Consider the following 23,591-nt stretch of genomic DNA (forward strand, 5'->3'; position numbering starts at 1 on the left):
GAACAAAAAACGGGTGCACCGAGTCTGCTTGAGCGTAGATCGCCGGCAGAAGGAGCTCGTCAGGTGGACGCAACACCGCAAAATCTCGAGCAGTTGCTCAAACATGTGGATGGTCTGGCCGCAGAGCAGGATGACGTATCGATGCGCGCGGTGGTGGACTCGGTAGGGCGGCGCTCGTTTGGGCCGCTGTTGCTGATCATGGGTGTGGTGCTGTTTTCACCGCTGAGCGGCATTCCGGGTATGGCGGTGTTCGCAGGCATCTTTGTAATGCTGATTGCCGTACAGATGTTGTGCGGTCGCAGCAACTTCTGGTTGCCCGCATTCATCCTTGACCGATCGGTGCCACAAACTCGTCTGCGCAAAGCCATCAGCTGGGTCACGCCGACCGCGCGACGCATCGATAAGCTAATCAAGCCGCGCTTGGGCTTTATGTTGCATCGCACCTCGACACTGCTGATCGCTGGTTTGTGCGTAGCAGTGGCAGCGGCCTTGCCAATGCTTGAGCTGGTGCCATTTTCGTCATCGATTGTCGGTTTGGCGCTGGCCATTCTGGGCTTGGCGCTGGTGGCCCGGGACGGGTTGCTGGTATTGGTCGCGGTGGTGTTAATCGTGGCGGCAGCGACACTGCTGGCGAGCAAGTTGCTCTAGGTCTGGGGGTAAGCGGGAAACCTGCCCGGCCGTTGCAGCCGGGCAGGCGCAGGCTTAGGCCTTGGCGGCGTAGCCGTAGATGGACTTCACTTCCAGGAAGTCGTCAAACCCGTAATGGCCCCACTCGCGACCGATACCGGATTCCTTGTAGCCGCCGAACGGCGCTTTCGGGTCCAGCGGCGCGCCGTTCAGATGCACCATGCCGGTACGAATGCGGCGGGCAACATTGCGCGCACGGTCCAGGTCACCGGAAGAGACGTAGCCGGACAGGCCGTAGCGGGTGTCATTGGCGATGCGTACCGCATCTTCTTCATCTTCATAGCCGATGATTGACAGCACCGGGCCGAAGATTTCTTCGCGGGCGATGGTCATCTCATTGTTGACGTGGGTGAACACGGTGGGCTTGACGTAGTAACCCTTGTCCAGTCCTTCCGGACGACCCGGGCCGCCGGCAGCGACCTTGGCACCTTCGTCGATGCCGGCGCTGATCAGGTCCTGAATCTTGGTCCATTGCGCTTTGGACACAACCGGGCCCATCACGGTGTCGGCGGCTTTCGGGTCGCCTGCCTTCACCTGGGCAGCAACAGCCTGGGCGATGGCAGCGACCTCGTCCATGCGACTGTTGGGCACCAGCATGCGTGTGGGCGCGTTGCAGGACTGGCCGCTGTTGTTCATGCACGACATCACACCATGGGCGACCATTTTCTCGAAATTGACGTCATCAAGCAGAATATTGGCCGACTTGCCGCCCAGCTCCAGGGCCACGCGCTTGATCGTCTGGGCGCCGTTGCTCATGACCTGGCGGCCTGCTGCGGTAGAGCCAGTGAAAGACATCATGTCGATGTCGGGGTGAGCAGACATGGCTGCGCCGACAGTCGGGCCGTCACCATTGACCAGATTGAAGACACCAGCGGGTACGCCGGCCTCATCAAGAATTTCGGCCAGAATCAAGGCCGACAGCGGGGCAACCTCGGAGGGCTTGAGCACCATGGCGCAGCCGGTGGCCAGTGCCGGTGCGATCTTGCAGGTCAGCTGGTTCATCGGCCAGTTCCAGGGCGTAATCAGGCCGCAGACACCAATGGGCTCTTTAACTACCAGAGTGGTACCGATCTCTTCTTCAAATTCGAAGTGCTTGAGTGCTTCCAGTGCGGTCATGAAGTGCGACAGGCCAGACGGCGCCTGTGCCGTTTGCGCCAGCTTGGTCGGTGCGCCCATTTCCTGGGAGATGGCCTCGGCCACGTCGCCCATGCGCTTTTTGAACACCTCGATCACGCGCTCCAGCAGCGCGATGCGCTCTTCACGGCTGGTGGCAGCATAGCTGGGGAAGGCGGCGCGTGCGGCAGCAACAGCGACGTCAACGTCTTCCTTGTTGCCCAGCGCGATGCTGGCGACCGCTTCTTCGGTTGCCGGATTGATGACATCAAGCTGTTGGTCGCCTTTGGGGGCTACCCACTGGCCATTGATGTAGAACTGCTGATGGTGGCTCATTGCGCATGGCTCCTTCTTATTTATTGGGGTCTCTCAGGTGGCCAACCATAGCACTGCCGTCGGCGGGAATTCACGCAATTTGGCGACATTTGTTGTGTATCTGTGTAAGTGTCTCGCGGCTGAGGCGCTTCACCTTCCGGAGTGGGGCTGCAGCCTCTATAATGCGCCGGCCGCAGAGAGTGTAATACTTGACTGAATTGCTTGGATATTGCATAGTGTCGCGGTGAAATCAACCGCTTGAGAGCGTCTATGCGACTGACTACCAAGGGTCGTTACGCCGTTACAGCCATGCTGGATCTGGCGTTGCATGAAGACCAGGGCCCCATCACGCTGGCCGATATATCGATGCGCCAGGGTGTTTCCATTTCTTATCTGGAACAGCTTTTTGCCAAGTTGCGGCGCAGCAAACTGGTGGAGAGTGTGCGCGGTCCTGGCGGCGGCTACCGGCTGGCGGGCGGTGCTGCCGCCATCAGCGTGGCGCAGATAGTCGAGGCGGTGAATGACTCAATGGATGCGACCCGTTGCCTGGGCAAGGGTGACTGCCAGGAAGGCGAGGTGTGTTTGACGCACCATCTGTGGTCTGACCTGAGTGCACGGCTGCGCCAGTTCCTCAATGACATCACCCTGGCAGAGCTGGTGTCGCGCGAGGACATCCGCCGGGTGAGTTCGCGGCAGGACCGCATCTCCAGAGCGCGCCACACGGTCAGCGAGCTGGAGCGCATTATCTGAAAGAGCCGCAGAGCTCTCCACTTGTGTGCCGGCCGCGTGTCGGCGCAGGCCTGAATCAAGAACTGGCAATCCGGCTCGGCTGCGATTGCAGAATCTGAGGTGATACCGTGACTGAAGAAGTCGAAAGCCTTATCAGAAAGGACTACGCGGCGGGGTTCCACTCTGCCATTGAGTCCGAGACCCTGCCACCGGGGCTGAATGAGGACGTGATCCGTTTCATTTCCGCCAAGAAGGAAGAGCCTGAGTGGCTGCTGGAGTGGCGCTTGAAGGCGTTTCGCGCCTGGCAGGAAATGGATGAGCCCACGTGGGCCCACGTGCACTACCCGGAAATCGACTTCCAGGCGGTATCCTACTATTCGGCTCCCAAGAGCATGGACAGCAAGCCCAAGAGCCTCGATGAGGTGGATCCTGAGCTGCTGGCCACCTATGAGAAGCTGGGTATCCCGCTGCACGAGCAGGAAATGCTCGCCGGTGTGGCGGTTGATGCGGTGTTTGACTCGGTTTCTGTTGTTACTACCTTCCGCGAAAAACTGTATGAAGCCGGTGTGATTTTCTGCCCGATCAGTGAGGCAGTGCACAAGTACCCCGAGCTGGTGCAGAAGTACCTCGGTAGCGTGGTACCGCAGAAGGATAACTACTACGCCGCGCTGAACTCGGCGGTCTTCTCCGATGGCTCCTTTGTGTACATTCCCAAGGGCGTCCGTTGCCCGATGGAGTTGTCCACCTACTTCCGCATCAACGAGATGAACACCGGGCAGTTCGAACGCACGCTGATCGTCGCTGATGAGGGCTCTTACGTGAGCTACCTCGAAGGCTGTACAGCGCCGATGCGCGACGAGAACCAGCTGCACGCGGCTGTGGTAGAGCTGGTCGCGCTGGACGATGCGCAGATCAAGTACTCCACCGTGCAGAACTGGTATCCGGGTGATGCCAATGGCAAGGGCGGCATCTACAACTTTGTGACCAAGCGCGGCATCGCCCACACCAATGCCAAGATTTCCTGGACACAGGTTGAGACCGGCTCTGCCGTTACCTGGAAGTACCCAAGCTGTGTGCTCAAGGGCGACAACAGTGTGGGTGAGTTCTACTCGGTTGCCCTGACCAATAACTTCCAGCAGGCCGACACTGGCACCAAAATGATCCATCTGGGTAAGAACACACGTTCTACCATCGTTGCCAAGGGGATTTCAGCGGGGCGCAGTGACAGCGCTTACCGTGGCCTGGTGCGCATCAACCCGGGTGCCGACGGTGCTCGCAACTATACCCAATGTGATTCGCTGCTGATCGGTGATCGCTGCGGTGCGCACACCTTCCCCTATATCGAGAGCAAGAATCCGAGCGCCGTTGTGGAGCACGAGGCTACCACCTCCAAGGTCAGTGATGACCAGATGTTCCTCTGCCAGCAGCGCGGACTGGATGCCGAGAAGGCGGTCTCGATGATCGTCAACGGCTTCTGCCGCGAGGTGTTCAAGGAGCTGCCGATGGAGTTTGCAGTGGAAGCTGGCAAGCTGCTTGAGGTGAGCCTCGAAGGATCAGTGGGCTGAGCGCAGCGCGCTGCCCGACAACGGTTAAAGTAATTTATTAGGCATAAATGATGCTAAATATCAAAGAATTGTACGCGAAAGTTGAAGAGAAAGATATCCTCAAAGGGCTGTCTATCGAGATCAAGCCGGGCGAAGTACACGCCATCATGGGCCCCAATGGTTCGGGCAAAAGCACCATGGGTAACGTGCTCTCCGGCCGCCCTGGCTACGAGGCGACGGCAGGCACGGTGACCTTCAAAGGGCAGGATCTGCTGGAGCTGGAAACCGAGGAGCGCGCGCGTGAAGGTCTGTTTCTGGCGTTCCAGTACCCGGTTGAGATTCCGGGTGTCAGCAATATGGAGTTTCTCAAGGCGGCCGTCGATGCCAAGCGCAAGCACCAGGGGCTGGATGAAATCTCCTCTGTGGACTTTCTGAAGCTGGCCCGTGAGACCTGCAAGCGCGTCAACCTGGATGCCAGCTTCCTCAAGCGCGGCGTCAACGAAGGTTTTTCCGGTGGCGAGAAGAAGCGTAACGAGATCATGCAGATGATGCTGCTTGAGCCTGAGCTGTGCATTCTCGACGAGACCGACTCCGGTCTGGACATCGATGCCCTGCAGGTGGTTGCCGATGGCGTTAACGCCATGCGCGACGGCAAGCGCAGCTTCCTGGTCGTCACCCATTATCAGCGCCTGCTCGACTACATCGTGCCTGATTATGTGCACGTGCTGGCCGGTGGCCGCATCGTCAAGTCCGGCGATAAGAGCCTGGCGCTGGAGCTGGAAGCCAAGGGTTACGGCTGGCTGGAAAACGAGGTGGTGTGATCCGATGAGTGATTTTCAACAGACGGCCTTGCAGCTGGCGGCACAGCAGCAGTCACCCGAGTGGCTGGCGGGCCTGCGTGAGCAGGGCGCCAGCACCTGGGGTGAGGCAAACTGGCCGACGCGCAAGACCGAAAACTGGAAGTATCTGTCGCTGGCGCCATTACAGCAGTATCAGCAGCTGGGTTGGAGCAACGCGCCTGATAGCCACGCACTGGATGAGGTTGAACAGCTGCAGCTGGACGCGACCCGTCTGGTGTTCATCAACGGACGCTTCAGCACCGAGCACTCCAGTAGTCTGCCGGCAGAAGTCGTGCGTTTCGGCACCGCCGACGCAGAACAGCGCGCATTGATCAGTCAACATCTGGGTAAGGTGGTCGACAGTGAGCGCCACCTGTTTGCTGCGCTGAGCAACGCCTGGGCCGCTGATGGCGTGCTGGTGCACGTGCCGCGCGGAGTGCGTCTGGAGAAACCGCTGTACGTGGTCAACATCAGTACTCCGCAGCGCACACCGGTAGCCGCCAGCCAGCGCTTGCTGGTGGTGCTGGAAGACAATGCCCAGGCCGAGCTGATTGAGCATTTTGCCTCTGACGCTCACGCCCAGAACGGCTTCGTTAACAGCCTCACCGAAGTGGTTGTAGGCCAGAATGCGCAGGTGCAGCACTACCGTATCAATCTGGAACAGGAAGACCTGCTGCACGTCGGTGGCGTGCACGTAAACCTGCAGCGTGATGCGCGTTTCCATGGTTTTACCCTGGCTCAGGGTAGTCGCCTCAAGCGGATCGACTATCAGGTCAACATGCTGGGTGAGGGCGCCCACCTGGATTTGAACGGCATCTACCTGCCGCGCAATCGCCAGGTGATCGACTATCACACCAACGTTGAGCATTGCGTGCCCCATTGCACCAGCAACGAGGTGTTCCGCGGCATCATTGGTGACGCCGCCAAGGCAGTCTTCAATGGCCGGATTCATATTCATCCGCAGGCGCAGAAGACGCTGGCCGAGCTCAGCAACAAGAACCTGCTGACCTCGCGCACTGCCGAGATCAACACCAAGCCGGAGCTGGAAATCTACGCCGATGACGTGCGGTGCGCCCACGGCGCGACCATCAGTCAGCTGGATGAAACCTCGCTGTACTACCTGCAAAGCCGTGGTGTGTCGCATGCCGATGCCATCACCATGTTGAGCTTCGGCTTTATCAACGAGCTGCTCAACCAGGTGCCGGAGCAGGCGGTGCAGGACTATCTGCGCCCGCGTCTGGTGTCGTTGTTTGGCCAGGCGAGCGAGATGGTGGGGCAGATCGGTTATGAATGAGCAGGTAAGGCCACTGGCCTTTGATGCCGAGCGAGTGCGCGCCGACTTCCCGATTTTGCATCAGGAGGTCAACGGCCACCCGTTGGTGTACCTGGACAACGCTGCTACCACGCAGAAGCCGCGGGCAGTGATTCAGGCGCTGGTGGACTACTACGAGCAGGACAACAGCAATGTTCATCGCGGCGCCCACGCGCTGGCTGATCGGGCGACGCAGAAGTTTGAAGCGGCCCGTGTGAAGGTGGCCGAGTTTATCAATGCCGCTGAGGCGCGTCAGGTCATCTGGACCCGTGGCACTACCGAAGGCATCAATCTGGTGGCCGCCAGCTGGGGCCGAACCAACCTTAAGGCTGGCGATCGGGTGCTGGTGTCGGCCATGGAGCACCATTCCAATATCGTGCCTTGGCAGCTGGTGGCGGCCGAGAAGGGCGCCAGCGTAGAGCCAATCCCGGTCGATGCCGAGGGCACACTGGACCTGGCGGCGCTTGAAGACATGCTGGATGAGCGCGTGAAAATGGTCGCCTGTGGCCATGTCTCCAACGCCCTTGGTACAGTCAATCCGGTCGAGCAGATTGTGCAGCTGGCCCACGCCGCAGGTGCGCTGGTGCTGATTGATGGTGCTCAGGCAGTCAGTCATTGGCCCGTGGATGTGCAGGCGCTGGATTGCGACTTTTACGTATTTTCCGCCCACAAGCTGTTTGGCCCCACCGGGTTGGGCGCGCTATACGGCAAGACGGCGCTGCTCGAGGCGATGCCGCCCTACCAGGGGGGCGGTGAGATGATCGAGACGGTGAGCTTTGCCGGCACGACCTTCAACCAACTGCCTTACAAGTTTGAGGCGGGCACACCCGATATCGCCGGTGTGATTGCCTTTGGCGCGGCCATTGATTACCTGAACCAGCTCGATCGAGCCGGCGCCGCCGCTCACGAGCAGGCGTTGCTGGCCTACGCCGAAGAGCGCGCCAACGCCACGTCAGGCGTGCGCCTGGTCGGCACCTCGGCCAACAAGACCAGCGTCATGAGCTTTTTGCTGGAGGGCGCGCACCCGAACGATGTGGGCATGTTGCTTGATCAGCAGGGTGTTGCGGTGCGCACGGGTAATCACTGTGCGCAACCGATCATGGAGCAATACGGTATTCCAGGTACGGTGCGGGCAAGTCTGGCTTTCTATAACACCCGTGCCGATATTGACCGACTGTTCGTGGCCTTGGAAAAAGTACGGCAGTTTCTTTAGGAGTCATCAGATGAGCGTTGAATCCTTCGATCCCAGTCAACCAGTAGTCACCGTTACCCCTGCCGCGTTGGCGCATTTTCGCCACCAGCTTGGTGGGCAACAGGGTAAGGCTGTGCGCTTAAGCGTCAAGAAAAGCGGCTGCACCGGGTTCAAGTATGTGATCGACCTGGTAGAGCAGGCGGGCGCCAGTGACCTGCACTATCAGCTGGATGAGCAGGTTGAGCTGCTGGTTGATGGCGACAGCCTGCAAATGCTGTCCGGCACCGAGATTGATCTGGTGCGAGAAGGCATCAACAAGCAGATCAAATTCGTGAACCCCAACGTCAAGGACGAGTGCGGCTGCGGCGAAAGCTTCAGCGTTGACTGATTCGTCGCTGTTAAGGGCGCGGCCACTGATGCCGCGCCTTCATGTCTTGCTGTGAGGAACTCTGATGGAACGTCGCATGGTGGTAGCGCGGGCCGACTGCCCGGCTCGCCGAGTCCCCGACGGAACCCCCCTGACCATCCCCAAGGATACCTTTGTCACCATCACCCAGGCGCTTGGGGGTAACTACACCGTTACCTACAACGGCCAGATGGTGCGGGTAGACGGTACCGACGCTGAAGCCCTGGGGCTTGAGCCGGAGCTGCTGTCTTTCCCGGAGGCGGAGGACGACCAAATCCGTGAGGAGCAGGTCTGGGAGGCGCTTAAAACCGTTTATGACCCGGAAATTCCGGTTGATCTGGTGAATCTGGGGCTTGTTTATGCGGTCGAGGTTGACCAGTCAGCGCGCAAGGTCACCATAGAAATGACCCTGACAGCCCCCGGGTGCGGTATGGGGCCGGTGCTGGTCGGAGACGTTGAATACCGCGTTAAGCTGGTGCCCAACGTGGATGAGGTCAAGGTCGATCTGGTATTCGATCCGCCATGGCAGCGCCACATGATGAGTGAAGAAGCGCAGCTTGAAACCGGCATGTTTTTTTGAGGACAGCTACACATGAGTCGATTTGGTACGGAGATAACCAGCGAGGATATCGTTGATACCCTGTCGTTTTTCGACAGCTGGGAAGACCGTTACAAGTACATCATTGATCTTGGGCGCGAGTTGCCCGAGCTTGATGCTGCCCAGCGCACCGAAGATAACCTGGTGCGCGGCTGCCAGAGTCAGGTATGGCTGGTTAGCCGCCGCGACGGCGACCGGTTCTATTTTGATGCAGACAGCGATGCTTTTATCGTCAAAGGACTGCTTGCCGTGGTGCTTGCTGCCTACAATGGAAAAGACGCAGCCAGTATTCGCGAGTTTGATATCGAGGGGTATTTCAGCGATCTGAATTTGCTCAAGCACTTGAGTGTTACCCGTGGCAATGGACTACGCGCCATGGTTCAACGTATTCAGACCAGCGCCGCAGCCTGAGCGCCCCGCAGGGCGAGTGGAATTGATCAGTGCTTCTGTGGCGCAACGCAATCAGCTGTTGTGCCTGACTGCGACAGCGGTTATGGTCGCATTGCGACCGGGTGCCACAAAGGAGCTTCCGGCGTAGTCGGTCGTGGCGGCTGACTGACAATAACAACAACTGCAGAGTTCACTGCATGCGGACACTCTGGTCCAAGCTGAAAGACGATTTTCAGCTGTCCATGATCACGCTGGTTGGTCTTCTGGCTATCGTCGGCATCACGCCCTATGCTGTCTATCGCCTGGGTGAAGGCAGCTGGCTGGTGGGAGCGACGGATACCTTTCTGGTGGTCAGCAGCCTGCTGGCAGTGCTGTACGCCTGGCGTAGTGGCGATACCATTCGGCCTGGCCAGTTTCTGGCACTCATCTACTCGGTTGGCGCATTTCTGGTAGCGGCCAAGCTGGGTGTCAACGGCCTGTTCTGGATGTACGTCCTTATCCTGTTTAACTTCTTTGTGGTGCCGCCGCTGCAAAGCCTGGTTGCAACCATGAGCACGCTGATCGCGATCTGCGCTTATGGCTGGTTGCACCCCGAACAGGTATTTGCAAGCCGCTATCAAATGGCCTCCTTCGTGGTGACCTGTCTGCTTTGCGGCTTATTTGCCTTCGTCTTTGCTTTTCGTGGCCGCGTGCAGCGTCGCCAGCTATCGCGCCTGGCCACTCTTGATCCGCTAACCGGGGTGGGCAATCGTCGCACCATGGATAGCGAGTTGGATATCGCCATCGCCGACAGCAGGCGATACGACCTCAATTTTGGCTTGCTGGTGCTCGACCTTGACCATTTCAAGCAAGTTAACGACCAGTTCGGCCATGCCGCCGGTGATCAAGTGCTGGTACGCTTTGTGGCGGCAGTGCGAGATGTGTGTCGACCCTCCGACCGGCTGTTCCGCTTGGGCGGGGAGGAGTTTGTACTCCTGGTGCCGAAGGCAGACGATGCCAGTTTGCAGACAATAGCCCGGCATATTCAGCAGCGCGTACGCGAGCAGCTGCGTCGCCCGGACGGCGCGCCGGTGACTGTGTCCATTGGCGGCAGCTTGCTTATGGGGCGGCAGAATAGGGACAACTGGTTGAAGGTCGCGGATGAGAACATGTACGAAGCCAAGCGTGCAGGTCGTGATCAGACGGTGATCAGGAGCTACTGAGGGTGGCAGCCCAATCGGGCGGTTGCAGCGTTCTGGTGAGCTGATTACCATCATTGCTATGCCATTGTTGGCAGCAAACTGGAGTCAGCTGTTATGAAACCGACGTTTACTGATCGAGAGTTCTGGCAAAAACTGGCCAACCATGCCCGGCTTGCCGGTCGCGAAGTGGTAGAGAAAGCGCTCTGCCTCTATTACGCGGCCCGACGCCCGGAAACCCCCAGTTGGGCCAAAGCCGTTATCTTCAGCGTGCTGGCCTATTTTATCGCGCCGCTGGATGCGGTACCGGACTTTACGCCGTTGGTCGGGTTCACCGATGACCTTGGCGTGTTCGCATCGGCCTTGGCGCTGGTTGCGATGTACATAGACCGCGATGTGCAGCGCCAGGCCCGTGAGCGGACTGAAAGCTGGTTCGGCCCGCATATCGAAGAAGTTTTTGAGTGACGCTAGAAAGGCCCTGAATTATCAGGGCTTGCCTGGTCAGTGACGGTTGAATACCTGCCGCTGGCCATCGGCATCAATCGCGATGACCTCATAGGGGTCTTGTCTGTCCCCCATCTCCATGCCGGGCGAGCCAATCGGCATGCCTGGTACCGCGAGGCCGCGCAGTCCGCTATCTGCCTCTATCGCCAGCATGTCGCTGGCTGGCACGTGCCCTTCGATGAACATGCCCTTGTAAACTGCCGTGTGACAGGAGCGCAGGTCTGGCGTAATACCCAGTTGTTGCTTAAGCGCTACCACATGGGGGGTGACATGATCTGTCACCTCAAAGCCATTTTCTTCCAGGTGCTCAATCCATGCGTGGCAGCAACCACAGTTCGGGTCACGGTACACATCGATACTGGCGGCCTGAACCAGGCCGGAGCAGAGCAGCAAAGCGCTGGCAAGCAGGTTTCTTTTCATTGGTCTCTCCACGAGCTATTGGGCGCTGCGGCGGGTCGCCCTTGCTTCTGTTACCATGTAAAGGTTCAGTAGTAGGCAGGCTACCTGCTTCGGCTGAATGCTGTCATCCTGATTACTCATCCAGCGGCCTTGTTGTCATTGCACGATGTTTCTATTGCCATTGATCTTCGCTACATTCGACCGCGGGCTACGCCGGCGCCTTTGCCTGCTTTTGGGCCTGACATCGTGCGGCTTGTATTCCGCGCCTTTGCTGGCGATGAGCGTGGTTTTTGTGAACCCGGGCAAGCAGGACGAGCCTTTCTGGGCGGATGCAGCCGAGGGCTTGCAGCATGCCGCCGCCAGTCTCGGGGTGGAGCTGGAGATACTCTACGCTGAGCGTGATCATCTGGCGCAGTTGAGCCTGGTGCGCGAGGTCGTCGAGCGCCCCGCCACGCAGCGGCCCGATTACCTGCTGGTTGTTGCCGACAAACAGGCGCTTAGCGGACAGCTGGCTCTGGCGGCGCGCGCGGGCCAGCGGGTGTTCGCTGCCTACAATGGTGTTCAGCGCAAGGAACGCGATCTGTTGGGTTACCCTCGCCAGCGGTGGCCGCACTGGTTGGGTAGCCTGGTGCCGGATGCTGAGGAGGCCGGGTACATCAGTGCACGGGCGCTAATCTTGCGTGCTCAGCGCAAGTGGCCGGGCGGGCAAAACAATGTGCTCGAGATGGTCGCAATCTCGGGCGACCGCACGACGGATACCTCGCGTCGTCGTACCGCCGGGATGCTGCGGGCGACCAGCGAGTTTCCGCGGGTGCATTTGCGTCAGACGGTGTATGGCGACTGGCAGCAAGAGCATGCCCGCTACCAGACGCCGATTCTACTCAACCGTTACCCCGATATTCGCTTGATCTGGACGGGCAGCGACCTGATGGCGTTTGGAGCCAGTGATGGTTTGCGCGGCAGTGGTCGGGCGCCGGGCGAGGATGTACTGCTGTCGACCATTAATATGACAGAGCGCGCGACGCGGGCGCTGTTGAATGGGGAGCTGCAAACGATGGTGGGTGGCCACCACCTGTCGGCTGCGTGGGCCTTGGTGCTGCTCTACGACTATGACCAGGGTATTGATTTTGCCGAGACCGAAGGGCTGGAGATGGAAAAGAGCATGTTTACGCTCTTTAACCAGCCAATGGCAAAAACCTATCTGCGCTATCTCGCGGCGGGCCGTCCCCAGGTGGACTATTGCTCCTTCAGTAAGGTGTGTAACCCCGCTCGCACAGCTTATGACTTCACGATTGCTGGCTGGCTCAAGGCCGCCAGTGAGGCGGTTGAGCTAGGCAATCGTTGATCCAGAGACTGCCGCTGGACAGAGTGCTTGGGCATCGCCTTGCACGGCGCGGTCTGGCTAGACCATCCGGCAAGGCGAGCGGCAGGCGCTAGCGCTTGGCGATGATCCACACCGCGTGCACGATGCCGGGAATGTAGCCCAGCAGTGTCAGCAGGATGTTCAGCCAGAAAGCGCCACCAAAACCAACCTGCAGAAACACGCCCAGCGGCGGCAGCAAGATGGCGATCAGAATGCGAAGCAGGTCCATATGGTTGTTTCCTTTTGTGGTTCAAGACTCCCTGTGTGACCAGCCAAGCGTCCAATTGTTCAGCTGCCGATAACGCCACCGTCTTCTCGGGTGATTAGTACCGTTGTCGAGCGCGGGCGTGTCTTGCCGTCGCTGGCCGGGTAACTGATGCCCGGATGCTGGACGTTAACCCACATCGCCCGTGCGTCCGGTGTCCAGGTTATACCGGTGATCTCGGCGCCGCGTGGGCCGACCAGAAAACGACGTACTTCACGGCTGACCGGGTCGGCGCACAGCATCTGATTGCAGCCAATGTCGGCGGTGTAGGGCGCCTCTTCGTCGGCGTCGGTCAAAATCCACAGTCGCCCGTCCGGGTCGAAGGCCATGCCATCGGGTGATGAGAACAGGTCGCCGTTGATAGTGCCAAGACGATGGGGCGGAATGCTGCCATCAACCTTCTGTCGTTCACCGGCCAGGGCAAACAAATCCCACTCAAATTCAGTGGCCCACGGGTCGGCGCCGTCCTCGCGCCAGCGCAGAATCTGACCGTGCACGTTTTCCTCGCGCGGGTTGGCAGCATCGACCGGGTCTGCCTTACCGCGCTCGGTGTTGTTGGTCAGGCTGACGTACATCTCGCGGGTGGTCGGGTGCGATGCCACCCACTCGGGGCGATCCATCGGCGTCGCGCCAACAGCATCAGCCGCGCCGCGGGCATTGAGCAACACGGCGTATTGATCAGCAAAGCCGTTATCTGGCGTCAGGCCAGGCTCACCCCAGCGCAGGGGTAGCCAGCGGCCCCGGCCGTCGGTGTCAAACTGGGCGGCATAGAGTGTGCCTGCATCCAGCAGGTCGCGGTTGTGGCTGTTGTTGCCGGCTTGGTAGGGCTGCTGCGGAACGAACTTGTATACGTACTCACCGCGCGCATCATCGCCGGAATACACCGCCATGTGACCGTTGTCGTCGATCACGCAGGTGGCGCACTCGCGGCCAAGGCGGCCCATGGCCGTGCGCTTGCGCGGTTTATGCGTCGGGTCAAAGGGATTTACTTCGACGACCCAGCCAAAGCGATTGGGTTCGTTGACGTGCCCCTGATACAGGCGGTTGGCGTCGGGCGTTGCGTTGAAGCGCGGCTCCACAGCCTCCCAGGCGTAGTATCGGCTGCTGCCGCCAAGGCCGATACCGTAGCGTTTGTGGGTGGGGCGAGCGTGGTAATCGGCGGCGTCGCGGTTGACGAAGTAATTGTGGAAGTTCTCTTCGCAGGCCAGATAGGTTTGCCAGGGTGTCGCGCCCATCGAACAGTTGTTGAGGGTGCCTAGAATCTCCAATCCGTTCGGGTCGCTTTCTGTGCGCATGGCCGGGTGGCCGGCGAGCGGGCCGCTGACCGCCATTGGGGTTGCCGCAGTGATGCGGCGGTTGAACGGTGAGTCAGTGACCCGCTGCCATTGGCCGCTGGCAGCGCGGCGGATTTCGATGATGCTCAACCCGTGTGCAGCTATTTCCTTGTACACCTGTTCTGGTGGGCGGCTACGGCTGTTGTCGGGCCCGGCAGTAAACTGCATGCCGTCAGGGTGCAGCGTCGGGTTCACGTATTCGTGATTGACCACCAACAGGCCGCGGTCATTGGGCTGCTCGGCAAACGGGAAATAATGCATGCCGTCGTTGTTGTCGCCAGCCTGCATCAGCTGATCTTCCCAGCTGTTGCTGGCATCGGCGCGCCAGCTTGGCGCACCCGGTAGAACGGCATCACCCCAACTGAAAAAGGGCGTTGCCCGGTAACCGGCAGGCACGACTACAGAGTCGAATGTGCTGGAGGTTTGTGCTGCAACTGATTGAAAGCCAATAAGCTTATTTTTGAGTGAGGCTTTTTCTGCGCTGCAGGCGCTGAGCAGCGACGGCAGCAGGGTGGCCAGCGACGCTGCACCCAGCCCCTTGAGAAGCGTACGCCGGCTGAGTGCGATATTGCCCAGCTGCGGGTTGCCGGTCGGATTGATGGAGCGGTCGTCGACGACTTCCAGCTGACGGTGAAATTCCGGGTTTTGCCAACTCATGTGTGACTCACTGTGACAGGCGGTAGCGGAAGGTATTACGCACTCCGGCTACGGTAACCGGCTGGCCATCGACCAGGCGGGGTTGATAAATAAAGTCCTTGGCTGCCGCCAGCGAGGGACGAGCAAACAGCGGGTTATCGCAGGCGCCGGCTACCAATCGTGGATTGTCGACGTGGCCGCTGGCGGTGACGTCGTACTCGACCGTGCAATCGCCCTCAAGCTTCTGCGCCAGGGCGCGTCTGGGGTAGTCAGGCTCGGGCTTGCTGATCGGGCGATACTGCCTCTCAGCTGCGGCGCGAGCGGCTTCTGCGGCGGCGTGTGCCTGGGCTTGCTCTCTCGCCAGTGCATCGCGGCGCTGTTGTTCGGCAGCCGCCGCTTCAGCCAGTCGCTGCTGCTCGGCCAACTTTCGCGCTTGCTCCTGGGCTTGGCGCTGTTGCTGCAGCTCGCGTTGGCGTTGCTGCTCCTCAGCGACCCGTCGGCGGGCAATGGCGGCCTCGTCTACCACCGGTTTGGGTGGCGGCGCTTCTACCACCGGTGGCGGCGGAGCGGGCTCAGGCGGTGGCGGTGTGGCAGGCGGCTCGGCTATCGGCTCAGGCTGCGGGGTGGGCAGAGTAATGAGCTGGGTACGCAGGCTGGGCGTTTCCGCTGGGGGCAGCGCGCTGACCGGCGCCCAACCCTGCCACAGCAGGACGGCAACTCCCGCATGCAGCAACGCCGTGGCGAGCAGCGAGAGGGTAACCGCGCCGCGCTCTTCGGCGGGCTCGCTGCAGCGGTATTCCGAATCGGTCAGGATAGGCTTTACTGGGGTCATGGCGCTTCCGTGATCAGGCCAAGTTGGCTGATGCCGGCCTGTTGCAGTGCAGCCATCGCGGCGACGACCAAACCGTAGCCGGCGGCCGCGTCGGCACGGATGAAAACCTGGGTGTCAGGTTGCGTGCTGGTGACAGCGGCAAGCTCACGGGTCAGGTCGTCCAGCGTGGCGGTGCTGTGCTGATAGCTGTCGGTCTCAACGTTTTCGCCAAGATTCCAGTGGTAGCCGCCGCTCGCTTCAACCGACACCGTCACGATGGATGCAGGGTTGTCTGGCTCAAGCGCTTCGGCGGCCACTTTGGGCAGCTCAATCTGCACGCCCTGGGTCATCATCGGTGCGGTGACCATGAAGATCACCAGCAGTACCAGCATGACGTCGATATAGGGCACTACGTTCATTTCAGCCTTTGGCTTGCGTTTGGTTCTGGTCGCTCGCATGTCCATGGTGGCTTACCCCGCGTGTTGGCTGTGCAGGCGGCGATGCAGGATGGCGCTGAATTCGTCAGCGAAGTTGTAGTAGTGCCCAAGCAGGTTCTCGCTGCGGGTGCTGAAACGGTTGTAGGCGATAACCGCTGGAATCGCGGCGAACAGACCAATTGCCGTTGCGATCAGCGCCTCGGCGATACCGGGTGCGACAGTAGCCAGGGTCGCCTGCTGCACCTGCGACAGGCCGATAAAGGAATTCATGATGCCCCAGACGGTGCCAAACAGACCGATATAGGGGCTCACCGAGCCGACGGTAGCGAGGAAGGGCAGGTGGCGATCCAGCCGCTCCTCTTCTCGCGAGATGGCCACGCGCATGGCGCGCTGCACGCCTTGCATCACGGCTTCGGGTTCACCGCTGCCGCGTTGGTTCAACTGGGTGTATTCCTTGAAGCCGGCGCGAAAGATCTGCTCTACGCCGGGGCCGCCGGCTTCGGTGCTGTACAGCTTGGTCAGCTCGGTGCCTGACCAGAACTGATTTTCAAACTGTTTGAGCGCGTTTTGTGCCTGGGTGAACAGTCGGCCGCGCTGGGCGATCAGGAACCAGGTGGCGATAGAGGCGAGCAGCAGCGTCAGCATCACGCCCTTGACCAGCAGGCTGGCCTCGAGCACCAAACTCCAGATGCTGTGATCGGTGGTAGTCATATTTACCTCTCTGCCGGCCCGGGGGCCGGTCTTGTTATTACGGTTAAGTGGAAGGTTTAGGGCAGTTGCAGCAGCTCGGCAATGGGTTGCCAGGGCACCAGCTTGAAGTTCTGATTGCCCTCTGGCAGGCGCTTGCGGCCGTCCTGCACCACCAGCAGGCCGCCGGGCCAGGCGGCGCCAAAGTCGGCTGAGCTGACTTCAAGTCCATCTGTTTCGGACACCCCGTCGATACCCTGGCCCGCGTTCAGGCCGATGCGGAAGGCGCCGTGGGCGGCGTAGGGCGGCAGGGCATCGAATACCACGTAGCTGTCATTGCCCTGGCTGGACACGATCAGGTAAGGCCGTTCCTGGTGCTGGTAGACGGCCATACCTTCAACGTCGTCGTGCAGCAACTCGCTGACACGCGCAACCTCGGCCAGCTCGGTGGGCTGATCTTCTGCGCTGGATAGGGTCCAGATGCCGACGCCTTCTTCACCGATGAACAGCGTCTGGCGCGCATCGTCAGCTACGCAGCCTTCCGGCTGGGTGTCAGTCTTGAACTGGCGGACAGCCTTGGCAGTAATCTGCCCGCTGCTGCCATCGAGGCGGTATTGAATAAAGCGCCCGTCCTTGTCGTTGGGGATGGCGTAGACAACGCCCTGCGGGCTTTGCGCCATGCATAGTCCATAGATATCTGTCAGCTCGGTAGGCAGGTCGCCAAGGCCGGTGACCCGACCGCTGGCCGGATCAATGGCGAACAGCTCCAGGCTGTTGCGATCTCGGTTGGAGGCCACGGCCAGGTCTATTGTCTGATCACCCAAGGTGAAGCCCTTACGCAGGTCGACGTTGTTGATGCGGCCAACCGGCAGATATTGCAGCTCATGCCCCTGCAGGTCGTACACGCCCAGACCGCCTCGCTTGTCGGTGCCCAACACCCGGGCCAGCTCCGGGATGCTTGGATGCGGCCAGATAGCAGGGTCGTCGGCGGCGTCGCCGCCATGGGGCACGGGCTGGGTTTGCGACAGGGCAAGAACCTCTGGCAGTGAGTCTGTGTTGGCAGGGCGGGTTACGCCCGTCAGCTCGGTAAGCAGCTGGACGCCGTTGTCGTCGGTTATCAGCACCTGCAGTGTGTCGTCCACCGCACGTGCCGACAGCTGTTCGGGCTTGCTGCCCTCGGTCAGTTGCCAGCTGTCGTGTTGCCATTGCTGGTTCTGCCAGCGATAGCGGTGCAGGCTGTTGCTGCCGGTGTCGAGTGCAAGCAGGCCGTCGTCGGTGGCAGCCAGGCCTTCTGGACCTTCGGGGAGTGTGCCCCAGGGCTGTACCAGGTCTACGATGCTGCGGGTGCTGTCGGTTTCGGGGTGGGCGGCGTACTGCCAGATGCCGATGCCTTCTTCACTGATAAACAACGCCCCAAGTGCGGTATTTACGGCGCAGCCCTTGGCACCCACCGGCAAGTGCAGATTGCGCACCAGGCGTGAGGTAGCCCCTTGTTCGCCGATTAGCCACTGCTGCCCAAGACCTTCCTCGCCAATCAGGAACAGGTAGTCATGATTACTCTGGTCCTGGTAGAAGCACAGATCCTCCAGCGGGTAGCCGGTGCTGGGCAGGTATTCTGGCGCTGCTGCCACGCCAGCGGCATTCCAGCGCAGCACTACCGGTTGATCCCGTTGCAGGTCATGGCTGGCTGCAATCAGGCCTGCGGCGTCCTGATGCACGGCGAGGGCGTCGTAGTAGCCAGGCAGCGCGGTGGCGGCGGGCTTGTCGTCACTGTCGAGCAGTTGAATGCCCTCACTGCTGATAACCAGGCTGCCTGCCTGCTCGCCAGCGATCAAACGCTGGGCGCTGATACCGTTGGCGCTGCGGACTTGCAGAGTCAGTTCGCCGGGCGTGGCAGAGGTGGCCGGCAGGGTCTCGGGCCGCGTGTCTGCACCTTGCTCGGTGCAGGCGACCAGCAGCGTTGCGCTGCCGACCACTGCGATGATGGATGTTACTGGATGCATGTTGATTCTCGCTGAAAGGGCTGGTGGCGGCGGGCGTAAGGCCCGCCGCAGTTGCTCAGAAGTGGGTGAGGGTCAGGCCAACCTTGTAGGTCGGGCCGTACTCCTCGTACTGCGCGTTGTAGTCACGCTCACCGGTGTAGACGTAGTAGCCTTCATCGGTGATGTTCTGAGCGGCCATGAACACCTGCAGGTTGTCGGTCAGGAAGTAACTGGCTGACAGGTCGATGAACAGTTGATCGTCCACGCGGTAGTCGTAGCGCTTGTCGAGCACGTCGCCTACTTCGTCCAGGTAGTCGGATTTGTAGTTGGCCGACACTCGCAGGCTCAGTCGGTCGTTTTCCCAGCCCAGGGTGAGGTTGCCGGTCAGGTCGGACTGGCCGGGCAGGTCGATACTGCGGCTCTGCATGGCACCGGTGTCGGCGTTGTACTGCTCGATGTCCGCATCGGACCGGCTAATGGTGGTGTTGGCGTTTACCAGCAGGCCATTCCAGGGCGCCGGCAGCCAGCTGAACTTCTGGGCGTAGGCCAGCTCCAGGCCGTAGACAGTAGCGCTGTCACCGTTGACGTAGCTCATGGCCTCGTCAAAGGCAGCGTACTCACCGGTGCCTGCCAGGTCGGCGGCGTAGGCGAAGTTCTCGATGTCCTTGTAGAAGACGAACGCCGATACCGCGCCAGCCCGGCCCATGTAATGTTCGATACCCAGGTCGAGGTTGCTGGACTCAAGTGGCTTGAGGTTCGGGTTGCCGAACTCGGCCTCGTCGCCATCCAGCACAAAGCCGGGGAACAGTTGGCCGAAGGTTGGCCGCACCACGCTATTGGTCCAGCTGGCGCGCAGCTGGCTGTTGGCACCCAGCTGATAGATGGCGTGCAGGCCGGGCAGCCAGTGGTGGTAATCGTTGCGTGTATTAACGTCTTCAAACACGCCTTGATTGAGGCCCGTGCCCTTGGCCTTGAGCTTGGTGCCTTCATAGCGCAGGCCGGCGATCAGGCGCAGATCGTCGATATCCACGGTGTTCATCAGGTAGGCGGCGTTGATGTTCTCCTGAATCTCGAAGTCATTGATGCGCGACTGTTCCTCATCGTAAAAGTCGGCCGGATTCAGGCCTGCAATCAGCCGTTCCAGCGCGCTGGCGGAAATCGCCGGTCCGAGGTTGGTGTGTCCGTCGACAAATTGGTCAAGGCTCAGCTCGGCGTCGCTGAAGCCGTAGGTATCCAGGTCTTCATAGACCCAGACCTCCAGGTCGTTGTCCTTGGTGCGGGTGCTGAACTTGGCGCCAAACTGCAATTGCGAGGGCAGGTCGGCCATGAACCAGTCTCGGGTGAGGTCAACCCGGATGTTTTGCTCGGTGTCGGTGGTCAGCCCCTGTTCACGTTCGATTTCTTTCAGGCTGAAGTTGGCCGGGTCGTAGAAGGCGTCGTCAATGCGCAGGTCTGGCTGTTTGCTGTCATCAAAGCCGGCATTGATGAAGTCGTCGTTGCCCTCGAACGCGGCGCCAGGGGTGTGCAGCGGGCTGTCTTCCTCTGCCTCGCTGTAGCCGTACTGGGCGGCGACGGTCCAGTCGCCCAGACGGCGTTCGCCGCCAAGCACCAGGCTCTTGATCTCCTGGGTTTCTTCTCGGTCTTTCAACTCGCGTACGGCTTCGGCATCGCCACGTTCGCCCGGCAGCTGCGGGTCGGCAAATTCGACCACGTTGGCCTGGCGGGTTTCGCTGTCCTTGAAGCGGCTGTAGAGCGTTCGCAGGTACAGCTCGGTGTCTTCGTCAGGGCGATAATCCAGGTTGAATCCGGCGCCGGCGCGCTCGCGGCTGATGTCGTAACGGCGCTCCTCCAGTTCTTCCAGGCGGGCACCGGCCGGGTCGTCAAAGTCCCAGGCGCCACCGGTTTCGACGTTGTCGGATCCGAAACTGCGGTCCTCCCAGCTGAGTGCGGCGGCAACAGCCAGGTTGTCTACTCCGTCACCGACACTGAAACGGTTACTGGCCGCGCCAGATACCTTGGGGCTGGTGTCGCCGGTGTTTTCGTCGTAACTGGCCTCGGTCGACAGGCTGTAGAACAGACCCTCGTGGTCAAAACCTGACAGGCTTTCTACTTCGATGGTGCCACCCAGCGAGTTGGCGTCCATATCGGGCGTCAGTGTCTTGACCACCGCAAGTGATTGAATCAGCTCGCTGGGCAGCACATCCATCGCCACTGCACGGCGGTCGCTTTCGGGTGCCGGCACCAGAGTGCCGTTGATGGTCACGCTGTTGAGGTCGGCGCCCAAGCCGCGCACCCGCACAAATCGGCCTTCACCCTGATCGCGCTCGACTGAGATGCCCGGTACGCGTTGCAGCGCCTCGGCGGCGTTCTCGTCTGGCAACTGACCGATGGCATCGGCGTGCACGACGCTTTCGGTGTTATTGGAAAAACGCTGCTGTTCCAGCGCCTGCTCCATCTGGGCAGCCTGGCCGATGATAGTGATGACCTCTGGCGCAGTCTCGGCGTTGGCCTGTCCTGCGCCAGCGATGGCGAGGGTCAGCGCGCTGATGGCAAAGCGGGTGTGACGACGGGGGTGACGGACAGACATGGCTTCCTCTCCTGGCAATGGGTTCTCGTGTCCCGATGTGGAGGGCAACTTAGGCAGTGCAGATGGCGTTTCTGTGACAGTGATCGGGCCAACCCCCGCAATTGGCGGCGTTGGCGGCATGTTGGCTGCAAAGTTGAGCTGATTTGACCTGCGCTGCGCCCTGCAAACCGCTCTGCTACGGGCGATACAGCGAAACGGGCTGAGTTATTGGGCCTGCGGGGAGTAGTGATCTGAGCCAATTTGACCCCGCGCACTGCAACACAAGTGTCATCTTGTTTTGGTCAGCTGGCGCCACTGTGCTGATGCGAGGCGCGCATGAACTCAATGTTTTATCTGCACCGGCTTAAATGGGCCGGACTGTTGCTGGTGGCTAACGCCGGGCTGCTGCTGTATCTCAGCCTGGGCGACCTCAAGACCACGCCTAGCTGGTCATGGACAGACATTGCCGGGGAGGGCGGCTCGGCGGCGCTGGTGCTGGTATGGCTGGGCCTGCTGCTCAAGGGGCGGCCAGCCGGGCGGGTTACCAACCTGCTGTTTATCGGGCTGGCGTGCCTGTTTCTGTCGCTCTGGATGGACACGCTGGATGAGTTTGTCGCCTTGCCTGAGGCTTGGGTCTGGGACCACTGGCTGGAGTCGGCGCCGATGCCGGTGGGCTTTGTGCTGCTGACGATCGGCATCTATCACTGGCACCGCGAGCAACTGGCGATCAACGCCCAGATGGTCAACCGCGAGCGTCATTTTCGCGAACACCGCCAGTTTGACAAGGTAACGCCGCTGGCCGATGCCGGCTATTTGCGCAGTCAGCTTGCGGCGGCATTGCCTGAGGCCCAGGAAAACCAGCAGCCCCTGTCATTGCTGGTGCTTGATCTGGACGAGTTTCATCTGATCAACGCCCGCTACGGTCATGCAGAAGGGGACCGGGTGCTGCAGCTGGTGTGTCAGCAGATGATGATGAATTTACGACGCCATGACTTGCTCTGCCGGCTGGCGGGTGACCGCTTTGCGGTGTTGCTGCCCAATACGTTAGAGGCGCAGGCGCAAACCCTGGCCCTGGAGCTGACCCAGTCGATTGCCCATCTGGCGTGTAAAAGCAGCCTGCAGGGCGAGCGGATTCCGTTGCGTGCCACCACGGTGGCGGTGATGGCCCGGCAGGACGATGCCGAGTCGCTGCTGGCGCGCAGCAACCTGGCGATGGCCCACGCCAAGCAGGCGCTTGAGCTCAAGCGGGCCTGACAGCGTGCGTAAAGCCATAGCAGACAACTGGCTAGATCTGGACTGCCGCTACCTTAGTGCAGGCAACCAGCCGGCTTGCGTGGTGGATCTGGCGCTGGCACGCGGCATAGACAGCCACCGCCTGCTACGCGGCAGCGGCTTGTTCTACGACGATCTGCTGGCGCTGGATGCTCGCGTGAGTACGGCGCAATATCTGCGTTTGCTGGACAATGCGCGGACGCTGCTAGACGCCCGTGATGCCAGCTTTTTGCTCGGACAGCGTTTGCTACCCGGTCATTTCGGGGCTGCCAGCAACCTGCTGTTGCAGGCTGACACGCTGCTGCACGCTTTGCAGCATCTGGTTCGGTTCCGAGCCTTGCTTAGCCCCGCACTGGCGCCACGCCTGCATCTGGATACGCATCATCTTTACTTGTACTGGGTTGAAGCCTTTGATTTGGGGCGCAGCCGACGCTTTGTGCATGAGGCGGCTATGACCGCAGTGACTGCGCTCAGTCGGGCGCTGCTGGCTGAGCGATTGCCCTGGGAGTATCAACTGAACTGGTCTCAGCCTGACTATATCGAGCAGTACTGGGTCCATTTAGGCGAGAACTTACGCTTTGAGGCGCCGCTGACCTGCATGCGCCTGCCTCGCGCTTATCTGGCACATCGGCCGGCGGCGGCATCACCAACCCTTGGCCGCATAGCCGAGCAGCAGGCCGCTCTAGCGCTGGCTGAGCTGCCGGCTGCTGGCAGTCTGGGCGAGGCGGTATTTGACTACCTCTACGGGCTGGGTGGCCGGCGTGCGGGCCTGGAGCAGATTGCCGAGTCATTCAGTATGAGCGCGGCGACCTTCAAGCGCCGCTTGCAACGCGACGGCTGCGGCTTTCAGACGCTGCTGGACCGCGTTCACGCGCAGCTTGCGATGGAGCTGTATCAGAGTCGGGGATATAGCCACGATCAGGTGGCAGCCTGCCTACATGTAAGCGATCGGACCAACTTCAGGCGATTGCTGAAGCGACTGACCGGCAAATCACCGGACAGTCTGCGTATTTGGCTTGAAAGTTGATGCTA

General features: G+C 60.6%; 23 protein-coding genes. 14 read left to right on the forward strand and 9 right to left on the reverse strand.

All coding sequences use genetic code 11. The features are described 5' to 3' along the window. Nucleotides 1-63: 63 nt before the first annotated feature. Nucleotides 64-648, forward strand: coding sequence for an exopolysaccharide biosynthesis protein (locus tag HV822_RS17180; protein ID WP_238871477.1), 585 nt, complete (start codon nucleotides 64-66; stop codon nucleotides 646-648). 54 nt (nucleotides 649-702) lie between these two features. Here HV822_RS17180 and HV822_RS17185 read toward each other — a convergent pair whose 3' ends face one another. After that, on the reverse strand, nucleotides 703-2,136 hold the full coding sequence (locus tag HV822_RS17185; protein WP_238871478.1) for an aldehyde dehydrogenase family protein: 1,434 nt from the start codon (nucleotides 2,134-2,136) through the stop codon (nucleotides 703-705). 249 nt (nucleotides 2,137-2,385) lie between these two features. Here HV822_RS17185 and iscR point away from each other — a divergent pair, with 249 nt between their 5' ends. The 10 genes from iscR (at nucleotide 2,386) to HV822_RS17235 (ending at nucleotide 10,768) form a co-directional block, all read left to right on the forward strand. Further along, entirely contained in the window at nucleotides 2,386-2,865 is a 480-nt protein-coding gene (iscR, locus tag HV822_RS17190) for a Fe-S cluster assembly transcriptional regulator IscR (RefSeq protein WP_238871479.1), read from the forward strand. A 107-nt stretch (nucleotides 2,866-2,972) separates the two neighbouring features. After that, entirely contained in the window at nucleotides 2,973-4,409 is a 1,437-nt protein-coding gene (sufB, locus tag HV822_RS17195) for a Fe-S cluster assembly protein SufB (RefSeq protein ID WP_238871480.1), read from the forward strand. A gap of 50 nt (nucleotides 4,410-4,459) precedes the next feature. Then, nucleotides 4,460-5,209 carry a Fe-S cluster assembly ATPase SufC gene (gene sufC / locus HV822_RS17200; protein ID WP_238871481.1) on the forward strand — a complete coding sequence of 250 codons (750 nt, stop codon included), beginning with the start codon at nucleotides 4,460-4,462 and terminating at the stop codon, nucleotides 5,207-5,209. Nucleotides 5,210-5,213: 4 nt separating this feature from the next. After that, complete coding sequence (gene sufD / locus HV822_RS17205; RefSeq protein WP_238871482.1) at nucleotides 5,214-6,521, forward strand: Fe-S cluster assembly protein SufD; 1,308 nt, start codon at nucleotides 5,214-5,216, stop codon at nucleotides 6,519-6,521. Then, nucleotides 6,514-7,752 carry an aminotransferase class V-fold PLP-dependent enzyme gene (locus HV822_RS17210; RefSeq protein WP_238871483.1) on the forward strand — a complete coding sequence of 413 codons (1,239 nt, stop codon included), beginning with the start codon at nucleotides 6,514-6,516 and terminating at the stop codon, nucleotides 7,750-7,752. Before sufD ends, HV822_RS17210 begins: the two co-directional genes overlap by 8 nt. A 10-nt stretch (nucleotides 7,753-7,762) precedes the next feature. Beyond that, entirely contained in the window at nucleotides 7,763-8,119 is a 357-nt protein-coding gene (locus HV822_RS17215) for a HesB/IscA family protein (RefSeq protein ID WP_238871484.1), read from the forward strand. 64 nt (nucleotides 8,120-8,183) lie between these two features. Continuing rightward, complete coding sequence (sufT, locus tag HV822_RS17220) at nucleotides 8,184-8,717, forward strand: putative Fe-S cluster assembly protein SufT (RefSeq protein WP_238871485.1); 534 nt, start codon at nucleotides 8,184-8,186, stop codon at nucleotides 8,715-8,717. 12 nt (nucleotides 8,718-8,729) lie between these two features. Then, complete coding sequence (locus HV822_RS17225; protein ID WP_238871486.1) at nucleotides 8,730-9,146, forward strand: SufE family protein; 417 nt, start codon at nucleotides 8,730-8,732, stop codon at nucleotides 9,144-9,146. Nucleotides 9,147-9,322: 176 nt separating this feature from the next. Continuing rightward, nucleotides 9,323-10,327 (forward strand): GGDEF domain-containing protein, encoded by a 1,005-nt coding sequence (locus tag HV822_RS17230; protein WP_238871487.1) that lies wholly within the window; start codon nucleotides 9,323-9,325, stop codon nucleotides 10,325-10,327. Between the two features lie 93 nt (nucleotides 10,328-10,420). Further along, a complete protein-coding gene (locus HV822_RS17235) occupies nucleotides 10,421-10,768 on the forward strand; it encodes a YkvA family protein (protein WP_238871488.1) in 348 nt (115 codons plus the stop codon). 36 nt (nucleotides 10,769-10,804) lie between these two features. Here HV822_RS17235 and HV822_RS17240 read toward each other — a convergent pair whose 3' ends face one another. After that, nucleotides 10,805-11,227, reverse strand: a complete 423-nt coding sequence (locus tag HV822_RS17240) for a DUF411 domain-containing protein (RefSeq protein WP_238871489.1) — start codon at nucleotides 11,225-11,227, stop codon at nucleotides 10,805-10,807. Between the two features lie 262 nt (nucleotides 11,228-11,489). Here HV822_RS17240 and HV822_RS17245 point away from each other — a divergent pair, with 262 nt between their 5' ends. Next, nucleotides 11,490-12,551, forward strand: a complete 1,062-nt coding sequence (locus HV822_RS17245; RefSeq protein ID WP_238871490.1) for an ABC transporter substrate-binding protein — start codon at nucleotides 11,490-11,492, stop codon at nucleotides 12,549-12,551. Between the two features lie 88 nt (nucleotides 12,552-12,639). Here the strand turns inward: HV822_RS17245 and HV822_RS17250 are convergent, their stop codons facing one another. Genes HV822_RS17250 through HV822_RS17280 form a run of 7 tightly spaced genes read right to left on the reverse strand, consistent with a single transcriptional unit; the run spans nucleotide 12,640 to nucleotide 21,308 of the window. Beyond that, nucleotides 12,640-12,798 (reverse strand): YqaE/Pmp3 family membrane protein, encoded by a 159-nt coding sequence (locus HV822_RS17250; RefSeq protein ID WP_238871491.1) that lies wholly within the window; start codon nucleotides 12,796-12,798, stop codon nucleotides 12,640-12,642. Between the two features lie 59 nt (nucleotides 12,799-12,857). Further along, on the reverse strand, nucleotides 12,858-14,825 hold the full coding sequence (locus HV822_RS17255; RefSeq protein WP_238871492.1) for a PhoX family protein: 1,968 nt from the start codon (nucleotides 14,823-14,825) through the stop codon (nucleotides 12,858-12,860). A 7-nt stretch (nucleotides 14,826-14,832) separates the two neighbouring features. Continuing rightward, nucleotides 14,833-15,636 carry an energy transducer TonB gene (locus HV822_RS17260; protein WP_238871493.1) on the reverse strand — a complete coding sequence of 268 codons (804 nt, stop codon included), beginning with the start codon at nucleotides 15,634-15,636 and terminating at the stop codon, nucleotides 14,833-14,835. Continuing rightward, nucleotides 15,633-16,073, reverse strand: a complete 441-nt coding sequence (gene tolR / locus HV822_RS17265; RefSeq protein ID WP_238871494.1) for a protein TolR — start codon at nucleotides 16,071-16,073, stop codon at nucleotides 15,633-15,635. Before tolR ends, HV822_RS17260 begins: the two co-directional genes overlap by 4 nt. A 12-nt stretch (nucleotides 16,074-16,085) precedes the next feature. After that, a complete protein-coding gene (gene tolQ, locus HV822_RS17270; RefSeq protein WP_238871495.1) occupies nucleotides 16,086-16,763 on the reverse strand; it encodes a protein TolQ in 678 nt (225 codons plus the stop codon). A gap of 56 nt (nucleotides 16,764-16,819) precedes the next feature. Then, nucleotides 16,820-18,742, reverse strand: coding sequence for a phytase (locus tag HV822_RS17275; RefSeq protein WP_238871496.1), 1,923 nt, complete (start codon nucleotides 18,740-18,742; stop codon nucleotides 16,820-16,822). A 55-nt stretch (nucleotides 18,743-18,797) separates the two neighbouring features. Further along, nucleotides 18,798-21,308: a TonB-dependent receptor gene (locus tag HV822_RS17280; RefSeq protein WP_238871497.1), complete on the reverse strand. Its 2,511-nt coding sequence runs from the start codon at nucleotides 21,306-21,308 to the stop codon at nucleotides 18,798-18,800. 315 nt (nucleotides 21,309-21,623) lie between these two features. On the opposite strand from HV822_RS17280, the gene HV822_RS17285 reads away from it, so the two are divergent. Further along, entirely contained in the window at nucleotides 21,624-22,541 is a 918-nt protein-coding gene (locus HV822_RS17285; protein WP_238871498.1) for a GGDEF domain-containing protein, read from the forward strand. Between the two features lie 4 nt (nucleotides 22,542-22,545). Beyond that, nucleotides 22,546-23,586 (forward strand): AraC family transcriptional regulator ligand-binding domain-containing protein, encoded by a 1,041-nt coding sequence (locus HV822_RS17290; protein ID WP_238871499.1) that lies wholly within the window; start codon nucleotides 22,546-22,548, stop codon nucleotides 23,584-23,586. Nucleotides 23,587-23,591: the final 5 nt, after the last annotated feature.

The organism is Halopseudomonas maritima (assembly GCF_021545785.1).
Lineage (GTDB): Bacteria > Pseudomonadota > Gammaproteobacteria > Pseudomonadales > Pseudomonadaceae > Halopseudomonas > Halopseudomonas maritima.